The 14,181-nt window shown below is 63.6% G+C and carries 13 protein-coding genes; 2 read left to right on the top strand and 11 right to left on the bottom strand.

What is annotated here, in order from left to right; genetic code table 11:
* Positions 1–231 precede the first annotated feature (231 nt).
* Positions 232–1,578, bottom strand: coding sequence for a phosphopentomutase/phosphoglucosamine mutase (locus tag BM083_RS12915; RefSeq protein ID WP_089869892.1), 1,347 nt, complete (start codon positions 1,576–1,578; stop codon positions 232–234).
* Positions 1,579–1,850: 272 nt separating this feature from the next.
* Here BM083_RS12915 and BM083_RS12910 point away from each other — a divergent pair, with 272 nt between their 5' ends.
* Together BM083_RS12910 and BM083_RS12905 are read left to right on the top strand one after the other, a co-directional pair.
* Positions 1,851–2,129 (top strand): acylphosphatase, encoded by a 279-nt coding sequence (locus BM083_RS12910; RefSeq protein ID WP_089869891.1) that lies wholly within the window; start codon positions 1,851–1,853, stop codon positions 2,127–2,129.
* 133 nt (positions 2,130–2,262) lie between these two features.
* On the top strand, positions 2,263–2,742 hold the full coding sequence (locus tag BM083_RS12905) for a peroxiredoxin family protein (RefSeq protein WP_089869890.1): 480 nt from the start codon (positions 2,263–2,265) through the stop codon (positions 2,740–2,742).
* A gap of 24 nt (positions 2,743–2,766) precedes the next feature.
* Here the strand turns inward: BM083_RS12905 and BM083_RS12900 are convergent, their stop codons facing one another.
* The 10 genes from BM083_RS12900 to BM083_RS12860 form a co-directional block, all read right to left on the bottom strand.
* Positions 2,767–3,489 carry an ABC transporter ATP-binding protein gene (locus BM083_RS12900; RefSeq protein ID WP_089869889.1) on the bottom strand — a complete coding sequence of 241 codons (723 nt, stop codon included), beginning with the start codon at positions 3,487–3,489 and terminating at the stop codon, positions 2,767–2,769.
* The gene (locus BM083_RS12895) at positions 3,486–4,325 is read right to left on the bottom strand and encodes an ABC transporter ATP-binding protein (protein ID WP_089869888.1); all 840 of its coding nucleotides are present in this window, start codon (positions 4,323–4,325) and stop codon (positions 3,486–3,488) included. Before BM083_RS12895 ends, BM083_RS12900 begins: the two co-directional genes overlap by 4 nt.
* Positions 4,322–5,419 carry a branched-chain amino acid ABC transporter permease gene (locus tag BM083_RS12890; RefSeq protein ID WP_089869887.1) on the bottom strand — a complete coding sequence of 366 codons (1,098 nt, stop codon included), beginning with the start codon at positions 5,417–5,419 and terminating at the stop codon, positions 4,322–4,324. Before BM083_RS12890 ends, BM083_RS12895 begins: the two co-directional genes overlap by 4 nt.
* Position 5,420: 1 nt before the next feature.
* Positions 5,421–6,377 carry a branched-chain amino acid ABC transporter permease gene (locus BM083_RS12885; protein ID WP_089869886.1) on the bottom strand — a complete coding sequence of 319 codons (957 nt, stop codon included), beginning with the start codon at positions 6,375–6,377 and terminating at the stop codon, positions 5,421–5,423.
* Between the two features lie 51 nt (positions 6,378–6,428).
* Positions 6,429–7,745 carry an ABC transporter substrate-binding protein gene (locus BM083_RS12880; RefSeq protein WP_177197643.1) on the bottom strand — a complete coding sequence of 439 codons (1,317 nt, stop codon included), beginning with the start codon at positions 7,743–7,745 and terminating at the stop codon, positions 6,429–6,431.
* 181 nt (positions 7,746–7,926) lie between these two features.
* Complete coding sequence (locus BM083_RS12875; protein ID WP_089869884.1) at positions 7,927–8,649, bottom strand: helix-turn-helix domain-containing protein; 723 nt, start codon at positions 8,647–8,649, stop codon at positions 7,927–7,929.
* Positions 8,650–8,741: 92 nt separating this feature from the next.
* Positions 8,742–8,876, bottom strand: a complete 135-nt coding sequence (locus BM083_RS23990) for a hypothetical protein (RefSeq protein ID WP_281244186.1) — start codon at positions 8,874–8,876, stop codon at positions 8,742–8,744.
* Positions 8,877–8,950: 74 nt separating this feature from the next.
* A complete protein-coding gene (locus BM083_RS12870) occupies positions 8,951–9,733 on the bottom strand; it encodes a TrmB family transcriptional regulator (RefSeq protein ID WP_089869883.1) in 783 nt (260 codons plus the stop codon).
* Positions 9,730–12,270, bottom strand: a complete 2,541-nt coding sequence (locus BM083_RS12865; RefSeq protein WP_089869882.1) for an efflux RND transporter permease subunit — start codon at positions 12,268–12,270, stop codon at positions 9,730–9,732. The genes BM083_RS12870 and BM083_RS12865 overlap by 4 nt, the downstream gene beginning before the upstream one ends.
* Complete coding sequence (locus BM083_RS12860; RefSeq protein WP_089869881.1) at positions 12,271–13,875, bottom strand: COG1361 S-layer family protein; 1,605 nt, start codon at positions 13,873–13,875, stop codon at positions 12,271–12,273.
* Between the last annotated feature and the right edge of the window lie 306 nt (positions 13,876–14,181).

The following is a 14,181-nucleotide window of genomic DNA, read 5'->3' as shown; positions in this document are numbered from 1 at the left end:
GACTATGGAAACCTTAGCTGACACATCGCGGAGTTATCGGCATAAACCCGTCGTTCTGTGACTGAAACAGTGACACACAGTGACACTCGACCACCTCTGCCCCGAGAACTGTGACAACCGCCGCACGTCGTCGTGTTTCTACATACATTCCCACGAAAATAAGAGAGAAGGGGAGAATACGGCGGAGACGGGTGCTAAGGAGAATCGAAGCGAAATCGGACAGAGTACGCGCTACGATGCGTCGGCGACTGCCTCGTCGACGACGGCGCGCACGTCGGCGACGAGCGTGTCGACGTCGTCGCTCTCGGCGTAGATTCGGACGTACGGTTCGGTTCCGCTCGGTCGGACGAGCGCCCACGACGCGTCGGGAAACTCCAGTCGGACGCCGTATTCCGTGTCCACCTCGGCGTCGGGGAACGCCGCCGGTAGCGTCGTCTCCAGTGTCGTCATCGCCGGTACCTTCGAGGTGTCGGGACAGTCGACACTGACCTTCCGGTATGGACGCTCGGTGACGGGTTCGCGAAGCGCGTCCAGACCGACGTCGGCGACGAGGCGACTGATGACCGCAGCGCTCGTAACGCCGTCTATCCACCCGCCGAAGGGGACGTGGATGTGTTTCCACGGTTCGGCTGCGAAGACGACGTCGCCGCCGTCGGCGCGGGCCGACGCGATACCCTCGTGAAGTGCACCGAGTCGGACACGCTCGACACGGCCACCGGCCGCACGGACGCGTTCGTCGATACGCGCCGAGGCGTTCGGCGTCGTCACCACGACAGGGTCGACGACGTCCTCCGAGCGGACGTAGTGTTCGGCGAGGATGGCGAGAATCGTGTCCTCGTGAACCACCTCTCCGTCGCTGTCGACGATGACGATACGGTCGGCGTCGCCGTCGTGACCCAGTCCGAACGCGAAGTCGCCGTCGGCGACGAACTCGCGGAGGTCCGAGAGTGACTCTGGTGTCGGCTTCGACTCCCGGCCGGGGAAGTGGCCGTCGACGTTCGCGTTCAGCGTCACGACCTGTGCACCGAGTTCGCGGAGCACCTGCGGCGTGGCGACGGCACCGACACCGTTCCCACAGTCGACGGCGACTCGGAGGCCGTCGAGGTCCGCGCCACGCGTCGAAGCGAACGCCGTGACTGCACGGCGGTACTCTACGAGCGGTTCGATGGTCTCGCCTTCGCCCCACTCGTCCCACGCGGCCGGTTTCGTGCCGCTCTCGACACGGGACTCGATGCCGCGTTCTGACTCGCGGTCGTACTCGACGCCGTCGTCGAAGACCTTGATACCGTTGTCCGTCGGTGGGTTGTGCGAGGCCGTGAGCATGACGCCGCGGCGGCCCTGTGAGGCGAACGCGAGCGCCGGTGTCGGGAGTATCCCTGCACGGTAGACGGTCGCTCCGGCCGATTCGAGCCCTGCTTCCATCGCGGCGGCGAGCGCCGGTCCCGTGACTCGACCGTCGCGGCCGACGACGAACTCGTTACCGTCCGCGCCAGCGGCTCGACCGACAGCGAGTGCCAGTTCCGGGGTCACCTTCTCGGTGGCGCTCCCTCGGATTCCGGCGGTTCCGAAGAGTTCCATAGCTGTCTGTTTCTCGTGGGACACTTAGAGTATCGCGATTCGAGACGAGTCACAGCAGTGACGAGTCGTCGACGGCGAACGTTCAAGACCAATGCCGAGACCACCGACTCGTGTGACGTAGCTCCCGGCGTGAAGCGGTCAGCAGTTGCACGACACGTCGCTTCACGAGTTCGTTCCAGCCTGTGTCGTCTGTTCATCTCGAACCATCGCTACTTACTGGTCTGTCGATGTCGGCGGTCGGATTTTAGTCGCTCCCGTGTGTCGGTCGAGTCATGACAGACCGAACGCGAGCACACGTGTACGTGTCGGGGCGAGTCCAGGGCGTCTTCTACCGTGCCAGCACCCGCGACGCCGCCGAGGAACACGGCGTCGACGGGTGGGTTCGGAACCTCGACGACGGGAGAGTAGAGGCTGTGTTCGAAGGCTCTGAGTCGTCAGTCGAGTCGATGGTGGAGTGGTGCCACACCGGAAGTACCGCCGCAGACGTCGACTCGGTCGACGCCGAGTACGAGGAACCGCAGGGCGAGAACGGGTTCCGGATTCGTCGATAGTCGCTTCCTTCTCTACTGGACTCGGCTGTTCGACGCTCCCGATTCTTTCGACGGAAGAGAGCGACTCGGCGTCTGTGCATCTCGGACGCCACAGTGCGGACCACCTTACTCACTCGCCACTCAAGCCCTGTGTGTGACACTCGAAGGTTCCGACGCACCGAATTTTACGTTGCAGAGTACCACAGGTGACGACGTCTCCCTCTCGGAGACCTTAGAGAGCGGTCCAACGGTCGTACTCGTCAACCGAGGCGCGTGGTGTAGCTTCTGTGCCGAGCATCTCCAGACGTTCAGCGAAGTGTCGTACGACCTCTGGTTCAACGACGGCGTCGACATCTTGCCAGTCGTAACCGACGAGGTTGGCGCGCTCACCGAGATGCGTGACCGCTTCGATTTAGATATCCAACTGTTGGCCGACTCTGATGGAGAGGTCGCAGACCAGTACAGCGGGACAGAAGAGACGAGCCACGGCGTGACCGGTATCGCCGCGACGTACGTCGTCGACGAGGACGGCGTCGTCCAGTACGAACAGACGGCAGACCACCCGGCCGACCGGACGTACGGTAACTGGGTTCGTTACTTCATCCGCAACGACTACGAGGACATCTTCGCGTAGGGCGAAGACATCTCCGAACGTTCCTCATTCGTAGTCGGCACCGCCGAGGTAGAGCTGTGACACCTCGGGGTTGTCGAGCAAGCTTCTCGCCCGACCCTCGTAGGCGACGGTTCCTTGGTCAAGTACGTAGCCGCGGTCGGAGATGGCGAGTCCCTCGCGGGCGTTCTGTTCGACCATGAGGATGGAGGTTCCGAGTTCGTTGACCGTCTGGACGTTCCGGAACACGTCTTCGACGATAGACGGTGCCAACCCGGCCGACGGCTCGTCGATGAGCAACACGTCCGGTTCCATCACGAGCGCCCGCGAGAAAGCGAGCACCTGTCGCTGGCCGCCGGAGAGCGTCCGCGCCTTCGCGCCTCGCTTCTCGTCGAGAATCGGGAACCGCTCGTAGAGTCGCCCGATGACGTCGTCGAGACCCGACTCGCGGGCGACGCCGCCCATCCGGAGGTTCTCGTCGATAGAGAGCGAGCCGAACACGTTGTCCACCTGCGGGACGTAGCCGACGCCCATGCGGACGAGGTCCGCCGGGTCGACGCCGCCTATCTCCTCACCGCGGAGTGTAACCGACCCGGTCCACGGCGAAAGCAGTCCGAAGACGGTTTTCAGTACCGTCGACTTCCCCGCGCCGTTCGGACCGATGAGACAGACGATCTCCTCGTCGTCGAGGTGAAGATTCAGGTCGTCGAGCACCTGTACCTCTCCGTAGCCGCTATCGACATTACTAGCTTCGAGGACGTGTCTGCTCATTCGTCGCCTCCAGAACCCGGTCGGCCGCCCTCTGCGCCGCCCAGGTAGGCGTCGATGACACGCTGGTCGGTTCTGACCTCCTCGGGTGTGCCCTCCATCAAGACGCGTCCTTGGTCGAGGACGATGATGGGTTCGGCGAGGTCCATGATGAACGGCATGTCGTGCTCGATGATGAGGAAGGTCTGACCCTCCTCGTTGAGTTCGCGGATGAACCGCTTGATGTCGTTCGCGAGCGTCGGATTGACACCGGCGACGGGTTCGTCGAGGAGCAAGATGTCCGGGTCGGTCGTGATACCTCGCGCGAGTTCGACCAATTTCAACTGGCCGCCGGAGAGGTCTGTCGACGGTTCGTCGATGAGGTGGGCGATCTCGAAGCGTTCGAGCAACTGCTCGGCTCGGTCGAGGTTCGCCCGTTCCTCACTCGTGACTGTGCTGGGTGAGAGAAAGAGGGGAAGAATCGACTCGCCGGTCTGCGGCGTCGCACCGACCATCATCGCCTCGCGGACGGTCATCCCCTCCAACTTTCGCGGTGTCTGGAACGTTCGGATGAGTCCCTCGCGGGCGACGTCGTGCGGTGGTTTGCCCGTCACGTCAGTGTCGTTGACGGAGACCGACCCCCCGTCCGGTGTGTAGAACCCCGAGACGAGGTTGAACAGCGTCGACTTCCCGGCACCGTTCGGGCCGACCATGCCGGTGATGCTCCCCCGCTCGACGGCGAACGAGGCGTCGTCGGTGGCGACGAGACCACCGAAACTCTTGCGCAGGTCCTTGGCGCGCAAGACCACGTCGGCCTTGGCCATGTTCGCCCCTTCGTAGACCATCTCGCGCTCGCTCATCGGTCGTCCTCCCTAGCGGCAGGCCAGATGAGTTCGCGTCGTGGTGGAAGCAATCCTTCCGAGCGGTAGCGCACGACGACGATGATGAGCAGGCCGACGAGCAAGAGGCGGAGCGCCGCGAAGTCGAGACCGAGGCCGAGGCCGCCGAGGAACCGCGTCCCCTCGCGGATGAGGATGATGGTGAACGCGCCGACGACGGCACCGCGGTTGCTCCCCGTTCCGCCGAGGATGACCGCGACCCACACGTAGAACGTGTTGATAGGTTCGAGGTCGCCGGGTGCGACGTAGCGGAACTGGTAGGCGTAGAAGACGCCGGCCAGCGCCATCAGGATGCTCCCGACGACGAACGCCTGCATCTTGTACTGGTAGGTGTTCTTCCCGAGCGCCTCCGCGAGGTCCTCGTCGGACCGAATCGTCCGCATGAGTCGACCCCACGGCGAGCGGTGGACGCGACGCAAGAACAGGTAGACGAGTGCGACGGCGATGCTGACGAGGAGCAGGTCGACGAGTCCGCGGTACGGGAACGCGGGCGCATCCGGCGCGAACAAGGCGTCGAGGAACGTCACGAGGCCCGGGAACAGCGCGTCGACGCTGATTCCTTGACTCCCCGCCGTGATATTGCGTTCGTTCAAGATGACGAGGCGGACGACTTCCGCGAGGCCGAGGCTGGCAATGGCGAGATAGTCCGTCCGGAGACGGAGCGTCGGAATCCCGATGAGGAGCGCCAGCACCGTCGACGCGACGACGGCGACCACGACGGCGACGAAGAACCCTTGGTTGATGCCGAGTGGCGACCCCGCCGTGGTGAACAGCGCTACCGAGTACATCCCCACGCCCCAGAAGGCGGCGACGGAGAAGTTGATGAGTCCGGCGTACCCCCACTGGACGTTCAACCCGAGGGCGAGCAGTGCCCACATCCCGACGAGTGCGACGGTCGGGAGGAGGTACGCCAGCGTGATTCGGCCGGTGGCGAGCAAGACGAGGAGGACGAGAGCGACCACGCCGAACACCGCGAAGATCCATCTTTCACCCGTGTCGCCGGTGTCGTCGGTGCCGTCGGTGCCGTCGGTGGCCTCGTCAGCTACCTCAGCCATCTCAGGTCACCTCTCCCATGATGCCCTTCGGACGGACGAGCAGGATGACGACCATCAAGATGAACGCCACCGCCGAGGAGTACTCGACGCTGACGAATGGAATCGCGGGCGTCAACTCGTGGGCCATCCCGATGACGAGACCGCCGAGCATCGCGCCGTAGACGGACCCGATGCCGCCGAGGATGACGGCGGCGAAGACGACGAGCAGAATGTCGAACCCCATCCGCGGTCGGACGAGCGTGTCGAGGCCGAGGAACACACCGCCCGCTGCGGCGAGTGCACCGCCGATGACCCACATCGCGAGGATGACTTCGCCGGTCCTGATACCCGAGACGCGCGCGAGGTCGGCGTTGTCGGCCGTCGCGCGCATCTTCCGTCCCAGCGTCGTGTACTGGAGGAGGGTGTGCAAGCCGATGACCAGCACTGCGGTCAGTCCGAGGATGATGACGTCTCGCGGCGTCACCGCGATGCCAAGGAGGTCTTGGAGCCACTCGATTCGGCCCGTTCGCTCGATTTCGTAGGTGCGCTGGCCGGACCCGAACCCGAGTTGCACGATGGCACGGTAACCGAGCGCGACACCGATGCTCGTGATGAGCAGTTCGATAGACCCGGCGTCGAGCGGTTCGTAGATGAACCGCTGGGTGACGACGGCGACGAGCGCCGCGAACGCCATCCCGACGAGGATGCCGACGTAGAGCGCCAACGGTAGCTCGAAGAGGACGATGTCTGCGCCCGGAATCGGCAGCGACGGGAGCGTTACGCCGAACAGCGTCGGTGGGTCGCCGCCGAGGACGCCCGCGGCGACCAGCGCGCCGAACGCGCCCGCAGTCATCAGGTCGCCGTGCGCGAAGTTCGCGAAGTCGGCGATACTGTAGACGAGCGAGAGACCGATGGCCCCGAGGATGATGATACTCGAAAAGACCAACCCGTTGACGAGGAGTTGGGCGAGTTGGACCATTACCGGCCCTCCGAGTGTTCCGAAACGGTCGACAGACGGTCTGTGACCATCTTACCCGGTGATGAAGTCGCCGTACTCGTAGCTGTGGTCGGCGACCCGGTATATCTGGTAGTAACCCGGCGGGTCGCCGTTCTCGTCGAGGTCGACCGGACCGGAGACGCCCTCGTAGTTGACGTCGCTGGCGCTGCCGCCGTCGGCGAGAATCTGTTTCGCCTCCTCGAACGTGTAGACCTGCTCTCCCTCGGGACGAGTGACGTCGCGGACGACTTCCTGTAGCGCCGCACCGGTGAACTCGCTCGCCGCTTCGGTGGCGATGGCCGCGATGGTGACGGCGTCGTAAGCGTACGCCGACCAGACGGTCGGTGAGGCGTCGAACTGGTCCTCGAACGCCGACTGGAACTGCTGGTAGCTCTCTTGGTCGACCGGTGCGCTCTCGGTGATACCGGTCATCCCGTCCATGCTCCCGGGTTCGGTGTTCTCGATGATGGAGTCCGCGACGGTGGACTCCGCACCGTAGTAGTCCACCTCCTCGTTGAACCCCTGGTCGTACGCCTCGTTGACCATGATGGTGTACTCGTTGGCGTACGTGATGAAGACCCACGCGGTGGCGTCCGTTCCCGCCATCTCCGAGAGGATGCCGCGGTACGACGACTGGTCTTGGTCGTGGGGCGTGTTGTAGGCGACGTCACCCTCGAAGGAGCCGGCGAACACCTCCGACAGTCCCGTCCCGTAGTCGTTGTTGATCCACGTCACGGCGACGGTGTCGTGTTCCTCGGCGACGAGGCTCGCCAGCGCCTTCCCCTTCGCGGAACCCGACGGACTCGTCCGGAGCAGGTCGGGTTTGTTGGTCAGTTCGGGGCTGGTACTGTTCTGCGAGATTTGGACCACGTCCGTCCCGGAGACGACGCTGTCGAAGATGGCGATGGAGACGCCGGACCCGACGGCACCGATGAGCAGCGGTACCTCGTCCTGCGTGACGAGTTTTCGCGCGCCGTTGACGCCGGCTTGGTTTACACTCTCGCTGTCCTCCTCGATGACCGAAAACTCGCCGTCGTTCGACCCGACACCGACTTCGTTGATGGCCGCGAGCGCCAGTTCGGTCCCGCGCTGGTTACGCTCGCCGTACGGCGCGAGCGACCCAGTGAGCGCGTTGACCATCCCGATACTGTAGCTGTCCTGTCCGCTGCCGCCACCGCCGGAACTGTCCGTCCCTTCGGCCCCACCGCCGGTGCTCTCGTTTCCGCCGCCGGAGCCACCGTCTTCTGCACCGCCGTCGCCGCCGTCCGAGGACTCCAGACAACCGGCAGTCGTGCCGACGAGAACGATGCCGCCTGCACCCGTCGTCTTCAGTAGGTCTCTGCGAGTCACTCCCGTCTTGTCATTTGGTACCATGACTGATGGCCAGTACTAACCACAGATTGTTGATATACCTTCCCCCGACCATGGTCGGATTCGGGCGGTACATCGAGAGACGGCACTCGGTCGGTATTCAGTGTGTGAGTCGCTACTCAGCGTTCGTGGGTCACCGCTCAGTGGTCGGCGTCGCCGCTCAGTGGTCAGGGTCGAGAAGTTTCGCCTCGGCTTTTCGGAGATGTTCGAGCATCGTCGTCTTCGAGATGTCCAACTCGGCGGCCAACTCGCGTGTCGAGACGCCGCGAGGCCACTGGTAGTAGCCACGCGCTCTGGCTAACTCGAACACCTCCCGCTGTGTCGTCGTCAGCGTGTGTGTTCGCTCATCGTGTTCGCATTCGGCAGTCTCCGAGGCCGTGATACGCGAGACGGACACCTCCGCGTCAGCGTCTTCGCGGACACCGTCGAGGCTGGCCTCGATGTCACGTCGGTTTCCGGCGAAACAGACGTCCCAGTACTCTCGTCCGCCCTCGATGCGAACGGGAGCACTGTGGACGAACCCGTGTTCGAGCAAGACGGGACAGATCATGTCGCGCGGGTCGTATTCGAGGAAGAACTCGCGGACGACGCTACCGGGTGGACTCCCTTGCGTCGCCCGCCCGAACCGCTCTTGCAGTTCCAGTACCGACCCGGCGTGTGGCGACTGGCGAACCGTCTCGATGAGTGACTCGACGGCCGCTTCGCTGTCACCGTAGGCGGTGAAGAGTCCGTTGACCGACTGGCTCGTCGTCTTCGGTGTGTTGTATATCGCGTATGCGAGGATGCCGCCCTCCGCCTCCGCCGTCGACTCTATCGCCCAACAGTTCGGATGCCACAACTCCAACGTGAGTCTGGTGCCGACGACGTTCGCCTGCTCGCTCATCGTGAAGCGTTAGCGAGGGGCACGTATGTATGTGTCTTTCGGTCGAGATATGTCTGTGGGTCACACGATACTCAAGTAGCAACGGGGCGGGTTCAGGACCGCTTGTCGAGACGCGCACCACACTTCTCGCACCGATAGCCGATGGGACGCCAGCCACCGCCCGTCGCGTATCGCGTGGTCAACGAGTCGCGGGCGCCGCACTCCGGACACTGCTCGGGACGGCTCATACGTCTCTTGTGAGGGTTGCGGTGAAAAAAGTGCTCGTCGACGAAATCGGCGTGGTGTCGGTGTGACGTGGACGCTACTCGTCGAGCGCGTCCATATCGACGACGGACATGATACCGCCGCGGACGACTTGGACGAGGACGGCCGCCATCGCCGAATCGGCGCTCCAGATGGCCGTCTCGTCGGTCACACCGGGGAGGTTCGCGTCAGCGAGGACCGAGAGGAGAATCGTGTTGTCGTCGCTCAGGAGGACTCGCCCCATCACCTCTGCCGGGGGTTCTCTGACCGGCTGGACGGCGGGGAAGGGCGCGTCGTCGAACTTGGCGAGGACGTCGGGGTTCTCGCTCACGACGACGATAGCGACACCCTCGTCTGCTCGGTCGTTGAGGACTCCGACCAGTTCGTCCGGCACCGACGAGGGAGTGGCCGCCGCGAAGAGGACCCAGTCCGTCGCACCGCTGGCCAAGTCGACGGTCCGGTCGTCGACGGACTCGCGGCCACGGATGGTCCAGACGTCGTCGCGCGTCTCCTCGCCTCGTTGCTCGCGCTGGACCGTCTCCAGATAGTCGAACGCCCGCTCTTGTTCCTGTTCGAGGCGTCTCGTGAGGTGGCTGCGAGCGGCATCGAGACTGACGGGACGGTAGCGCTTCGGCGTCGACTGCTGAATCTCGACGAGGCCTCGCGCTTCGAGTTCGTCTGCCGCACCGTACACCTGCGAGCGCGGGATGTCGGCGACGCGGTGAACCTCACGGGCGGTGCCGGTGCCGAGTTTCTGCAGGGCGACGAACACTCGTGCCTCGTAGTTCGAGAGGCCGAGATGTTCGAGTGACTCGATGGCGTCGTGTTCGCTCTCGCTCACTCTCGACCACCGTCCGTGACGACCGTCTGTCCGCTCGGTGCGCCGTCGTCTCTCGGTGTCGACTCGTTCGGATGTCCCATCGGGACGTCCGGGTCGTCGTTGACGAAGCGGTCCCAGACGACGAGCGCCGACGGGAGGACGAGCAACGACGCGAAGAAGGAGTAGACGATACTCAGCGCCGTCAACACGCCGAACTGGCCGAGCACACTCAAGAGAGCGAGGACGAGCACGCCGATACCGAACGCTGTCGTCAGCATACTGCCGGCGAGTGCGCCACCCGTCCCTCGGACTGTCCGGTCGAGGGCGGTGAACAGGTCGTACTCTCTGCGCTCGTCGATGAAGCGGTGGACGATGTGGACCGAGTAGTCGATACCGAGTCCGATGGTAAGCGACAGAATCGTCGCCGTGAACGCGTTGAACGGGATGTTGAGGAACCGCATCGTCCCGGCGACGAACGCGACGGCGACGGCGATGGGCACCGTGTTGACGATACCGAGCGACGGCAACCCTTCGAGCACCCAGTAGATGAAGATGAGGAAGATGACCGTCGCACCGAGAGCGATGCCCAGGCTGATGAGCGCGGACTCGAAGATGAGGTCCGAGATAGCCTTGAAGACGATGGTACTCCCGGTGGCGACGGCACCGCCGCGGAACCGGTCTGCGACCATCCGGCCGTCTTGGGTTATCTCTTCCTGCGAGGCGTCGGCGCTCACCGAGTAGTCTACGCGCGTACTCCGTCTGTCGTCGGAGAGATAGCTCTCCGCTTGGTCTTCTGCGGGTGAGTCCAGCAGGTAGTCGTAAATCTTTCCGAGGTTCTGGTCAGGAACGCCGTTGCCGTTCAGGTCGTTTCGCTGGACGAGACGCCGGAACTCCGGGTCACGCTCGGCCTGTGACTGGATGACAGTCACGATACTCTGTGAGTCCGCACGGCGGTTCTCGCTGACGAACGACTCTGGTGGGTCTTCGCCAGCGCGGTATATCTCCTCTAACGCCGTGTCACGTTCCATCGGCGTCTCGTAGTATATCGTCACCGACCCCCCCTGCGTGGTCTGGAACTTCTCTTCGAGGAAGTTCAGCGTCGCCACGACGGAGTAGTCGTCGGGGGCGAACGGTTCGGGGAGGTTCTGGAGGTACCCCGGAACCTCCTCCGGCGGGAGGAAGTCCTCTTGGGTGAACGACGTGTCGACGTCCTTGGCGTACCAGCCAGCACCCGCGCTGGCGACGAGGGCGACGACGAGGAACGCCAGTGGAGCGTACTTCGCGACGACGACGCCACCGCGGAGTACCTCACCGAGACGGGAGCCTTCTGCACCGAGCGGCGACTGACTGAACACCGGAATCGGGTACTTCTCGGCTCTCCGGTCCAACCACACCTTCGCCGCGGGGAGGAACACCCCGAAGATGAGGAAGGTGAAGATGATACCGACGGCGGCGACGATACCGAAGTCTTTGATCGGAGCGAGGTCACTCGCGAGATTCGAGAGGAACCCGATGACCGTCGTCCCGGTGACGATGAAGAACGCGACCAGCAACTGGTCGGTCGCCTCCCGCATCGACTCGTCGATGCCGAGACCGGTCTGGCGGTCCTCACGGTATCGGTTGATGGCGTGTATCCCGAAGTCGATACCCACCGCCAGCAAGAGCGGTGGCACCGCAATCATCATCTGACTGAACGGGATACCGGCGAGACCGAGGAAGCCGAAGGTCCAGATAATCGCCATCAGCAACGCGAACGACCCGAGTAGGAGGTCCAGGAGGTCGCGGTAGGCGACGACGAGGAAGAACACGATGAACAGCACGGCGGCGGGCGTGACGATGAGCAGCGAGTCGGTGATGACGCTCCCGAACTCGTCTGCGACGATGCCGCTCCCGAAGACCGTGATGTCACCGCCGACGGTGTCGACGATGCGCTGCGAGTTCAACTGGATGTCGGTGAGCGGACTCGACCCACTCTGTCCGGCACCGCCGCCCCCACCCGCGCCGGGCACCTGGTGCGTGACGACGCCAATGGTCGCCGACGCCGAGGCTGACTTCCGGTTGAAGTCGTTGCTTAGCGTCCCCGTGAACGCGGGGTTGTCGGCGTTCTGTCGAACGGCCTGCCGGACCTGCGTGGGAGTCGCGCTTTCGACGGCGTCTATCTGTTCTTCGACAGTCGTCGCCGACGGGTCGAGCGTCTGCGCGACGACGCTCGCGGCGCTAGACGTCCCACTAACGCGGAGGTCCTCTTTGTCCTGGAGGCGCTCCTGTGCACGGAGCATGTGCAACAGTTCCTCTCTCGTGAGGACGTTGTCACCTCGTTGGACGAGTTGGGTCGTCCCCGTATCCTCGGAGAACGACGACCCGAACTCGTCGTTGATGGCTTCGAGCGCGTTGTTCGCCGGGATGTCCGAGGCGAACTGCTCCGTGCCGGCTTCCGTCGAGACGTTACCGAGACCGACCGCGAACACGCTCGTCACGAGCAGGAAGGCGATGATGACCTTCCCGGAACTGTGGACGATGTGGTCGTCGGTCCAGTCTATGAGGCGCTGGTAGTCCATCTACGACGCTCGACTGTAGAGGTACCCGGCGACCCCGAGGAGACCGAAGATGACGAGTCCACCGACGAGGGCAATCGGGAACCCACCGTTACCTTCGGTTTCGGTCACCATCACTGGTACCTGATACGTCTCGGAGATGAGCGTGTCACCGTCCGGCGTGTCGTAGCGGAAGTCGACCTTCACCGGGTACGTCTTGGCGATGGCGTCGCCGCCGACACTCGTTCCGAAGACGATTGTCTCGCTCTGTCCGGGTTCGAGACGCGAGATGAACGCCTCGTCGTCGCTGGCAGAGATGGGTGCGTCGACGAACAGTTTCGCGGAGATGTCTGTCATCGCCTCGTCGCGGTTGTTCGTCACGGTCATCGTCATCTCGCCCGTGTCGCCAGCGGCGAACGTCGTGTTGACGCCCTCGACGGCGAACTCCTTCTGTTTCTCACCGACGCTAGCTTGCACGTCGAGTGGGTCGCTCGTGCGACTCTCGCCGTCGGCGTTACGGTACTCGACTGCCAGCGTGAACTGACGGGGACCGGCCTCGGCGGACTCCGAAATCTCCGTCGCGAAACTGAAGTTCGCTCGCTCGCCTGCCCCGACGGTCCCGAGTGCGTACTCGGTCTCGATGGGGTTGACGTTGGGGTTCTCCGTCTCGAAGACGACGACGGCGTTGCGTGCACCCGTCTCGCCGTTGTTGACGATTTCGCCACTGAGTCGTCCCTCTTGGCCGACACGGAGGGTACTCTGCGTGTTCTCGACAGCGAACGACTGCTCGTCACGCGGTGTCACACCGAAAGAGAGCGCGTCCGAAGACTGGGCGGTACCCCCGTCGTCTTCGTAGTTCACCGTCGCGGTGAGCGCGTAGTTCCGGGGTGTCGCGCCGGGGGCGACCGCTGCGTCGTACGTGAGCGTGCGTGTCTCACCGGGTTCCCACGACCCGACGTAGTTCGACGCCGAGTTCGCTTCCGAGAAGGTGAGTTCGCCGTTCTGCGAGGCGACCTGCACGCTGGCGTCCGAGGCGACTTCCGTGCCCGTGTTCGTAATGTCTACCGAGATGGGCCCGCTGTCGCCGACGGCGAGGTCGGAACTGGCGCTCTCGATTTCGAAGTTCGCACTGTCGACGACGTTGAGGTTCACGTTGAACGTTCGCTGCTCGCCCTCATCGTCGTAGTCACCAGTCTGCGGGTCGATGGACTCGGTGTACGCGTAAGTCACGCGAACGGGAACTTTGTAGTTCCCCGGTTGGGCGTCCTCGTCGACGCTGATAGAGAACGTGACCGGTACGGCCTGTCCGTCGGGGATACTGCCGACCGCCTGCTTCCCCGTGTCGACGGAGATTGGCGGGTCGTCGTTACCGAATCCGGCGTCCGTACGAAGTTCTGCGGTGACTGCCTTCGCCGTCGTCACCTGACTGTTCAACGAGGGCTGGGAACTCTCGCTGATCTCGCCTTCGTTCTGGAGGAGGACGGTGAACTCGACCTCCTCGCCGGTGGCGACTTGGTTGTTCGGTGCGGTTGCACTCAGGTTGGGTTCTCCTTCGACAACGGCGAGCGCCGTCGTCGGGACCAATACGAGACCGACGATGAGGATGGTGAATAGCTGTGTCTTCTTCATGTTCGCTCCGCCCGGAGACTCAGATGTCTTCCTCTACCGGGCTGGTTGGTTGGCCATCGAGCGACACTCGTGGCCATTATCCAGCCCTACACAGTCCTCCCATATAACGTGTTGTAAATTTCTACAAACAGGTGTGGTGTTGCTGTCGAACAACAGAACTGTCACCGGACACTGTCGGTCAAGAGCGTCGTCACTCTCGGAGCGGGACGAACTCAGTAGAACGAGGCGAGGCTGTCGAGAGATCGGTACACAGTGGTTGGCAGTGATGGGGGCTGGCACACCCATCGCTGCAGTTAGCGAGACAGT

The organism is Halogranum rubrum, assembly GCF_900114455.1.
In the GTDB taxonomy this organism is placed as follows: Archaea; Halobacteriota; Halobacteria; order Halobacteriales; family Haloferacaceae; genus Halogranum; species Halogranum rubrum.
This window is presented reverse-complemented; position numbering and strand designations above follow the sequence as displayed.

Excerpts from the sequence above, each read along its gene's own strand:
- BM083_RS12895 (WP_089869888.1), bottom strand. The coding sequence starts at position 4,325 with ATGAGCGAGCGCGAGATGGTCTACGAAGGGGCGAACATGGCCAAGGCC.
- BM083_RS12875 (WP_089869884.1), bottom strand. The coding sequence starts at position 8,649 with ATGAGCGAGCAGGCGAACGTCGTCGGCACCAGACTCACGTTGGAGTTG.
- BM083_RS12890 (WP_089869887.1), bottom strand. The coding sequence starts at position 5,419 with ATGGCTGAGGTAGCTGACGAGGCCACCGACGGCACCGACGGCACCGAC.
- BM083_RS12860 (WP_089869881.1), bottom strand. The coding sequence starts at position 13,875 with ATGAAGAAGACACAGCTATTCACCATCCTCATCGTCGGTCTCGTATTG.
- BM083_RS12910 (WP_089869891.1), top strand. The coding sequence starts at position 1,851 with ATGACAGACCGAACGCGAGCACACGTGTACGTGTCGGGGCGAGTCCAG.
- BM083_RS23990 (WP_281244186.1), bottom strand. The coding sequence starts at position 8,876 with ATGAGCCGTCCCGAGCAGTGTCCGGAGTGCGGCGCCCGCGACTCGTTG.
- BM083_RS12915 (WP_089869892.1), bottom strand. The coding sequence starts at position 1,578 with ATGGAACTCTTCGGAACCGCCGGAATCCGAGGGAGCGCCACCGAGAAG.
- BM083_RS12900 (WP_089869889.1), bottom strand. The coding sequence starts at position 3,489 with ATGAGCAGACACGTCCTCGAAGCTAGTAATGTCGATAGCGGCTACGGA.
- BM083_RS12885 (WP_089869886.1), bottom strand. The coding sequence starts at position 6,377 with ATGGTCCAACTCGCCCAACTCCTCGTCAACGGGTTGGTCTTTTCGAGT.
- BM083_RS12865 (WP_089869882.1), bottom strand. The coding sequence starts at position 12,270 with ATGGACTACCAGCGCCTCATAGACTGGACCGACGACCACATCGTCCAC.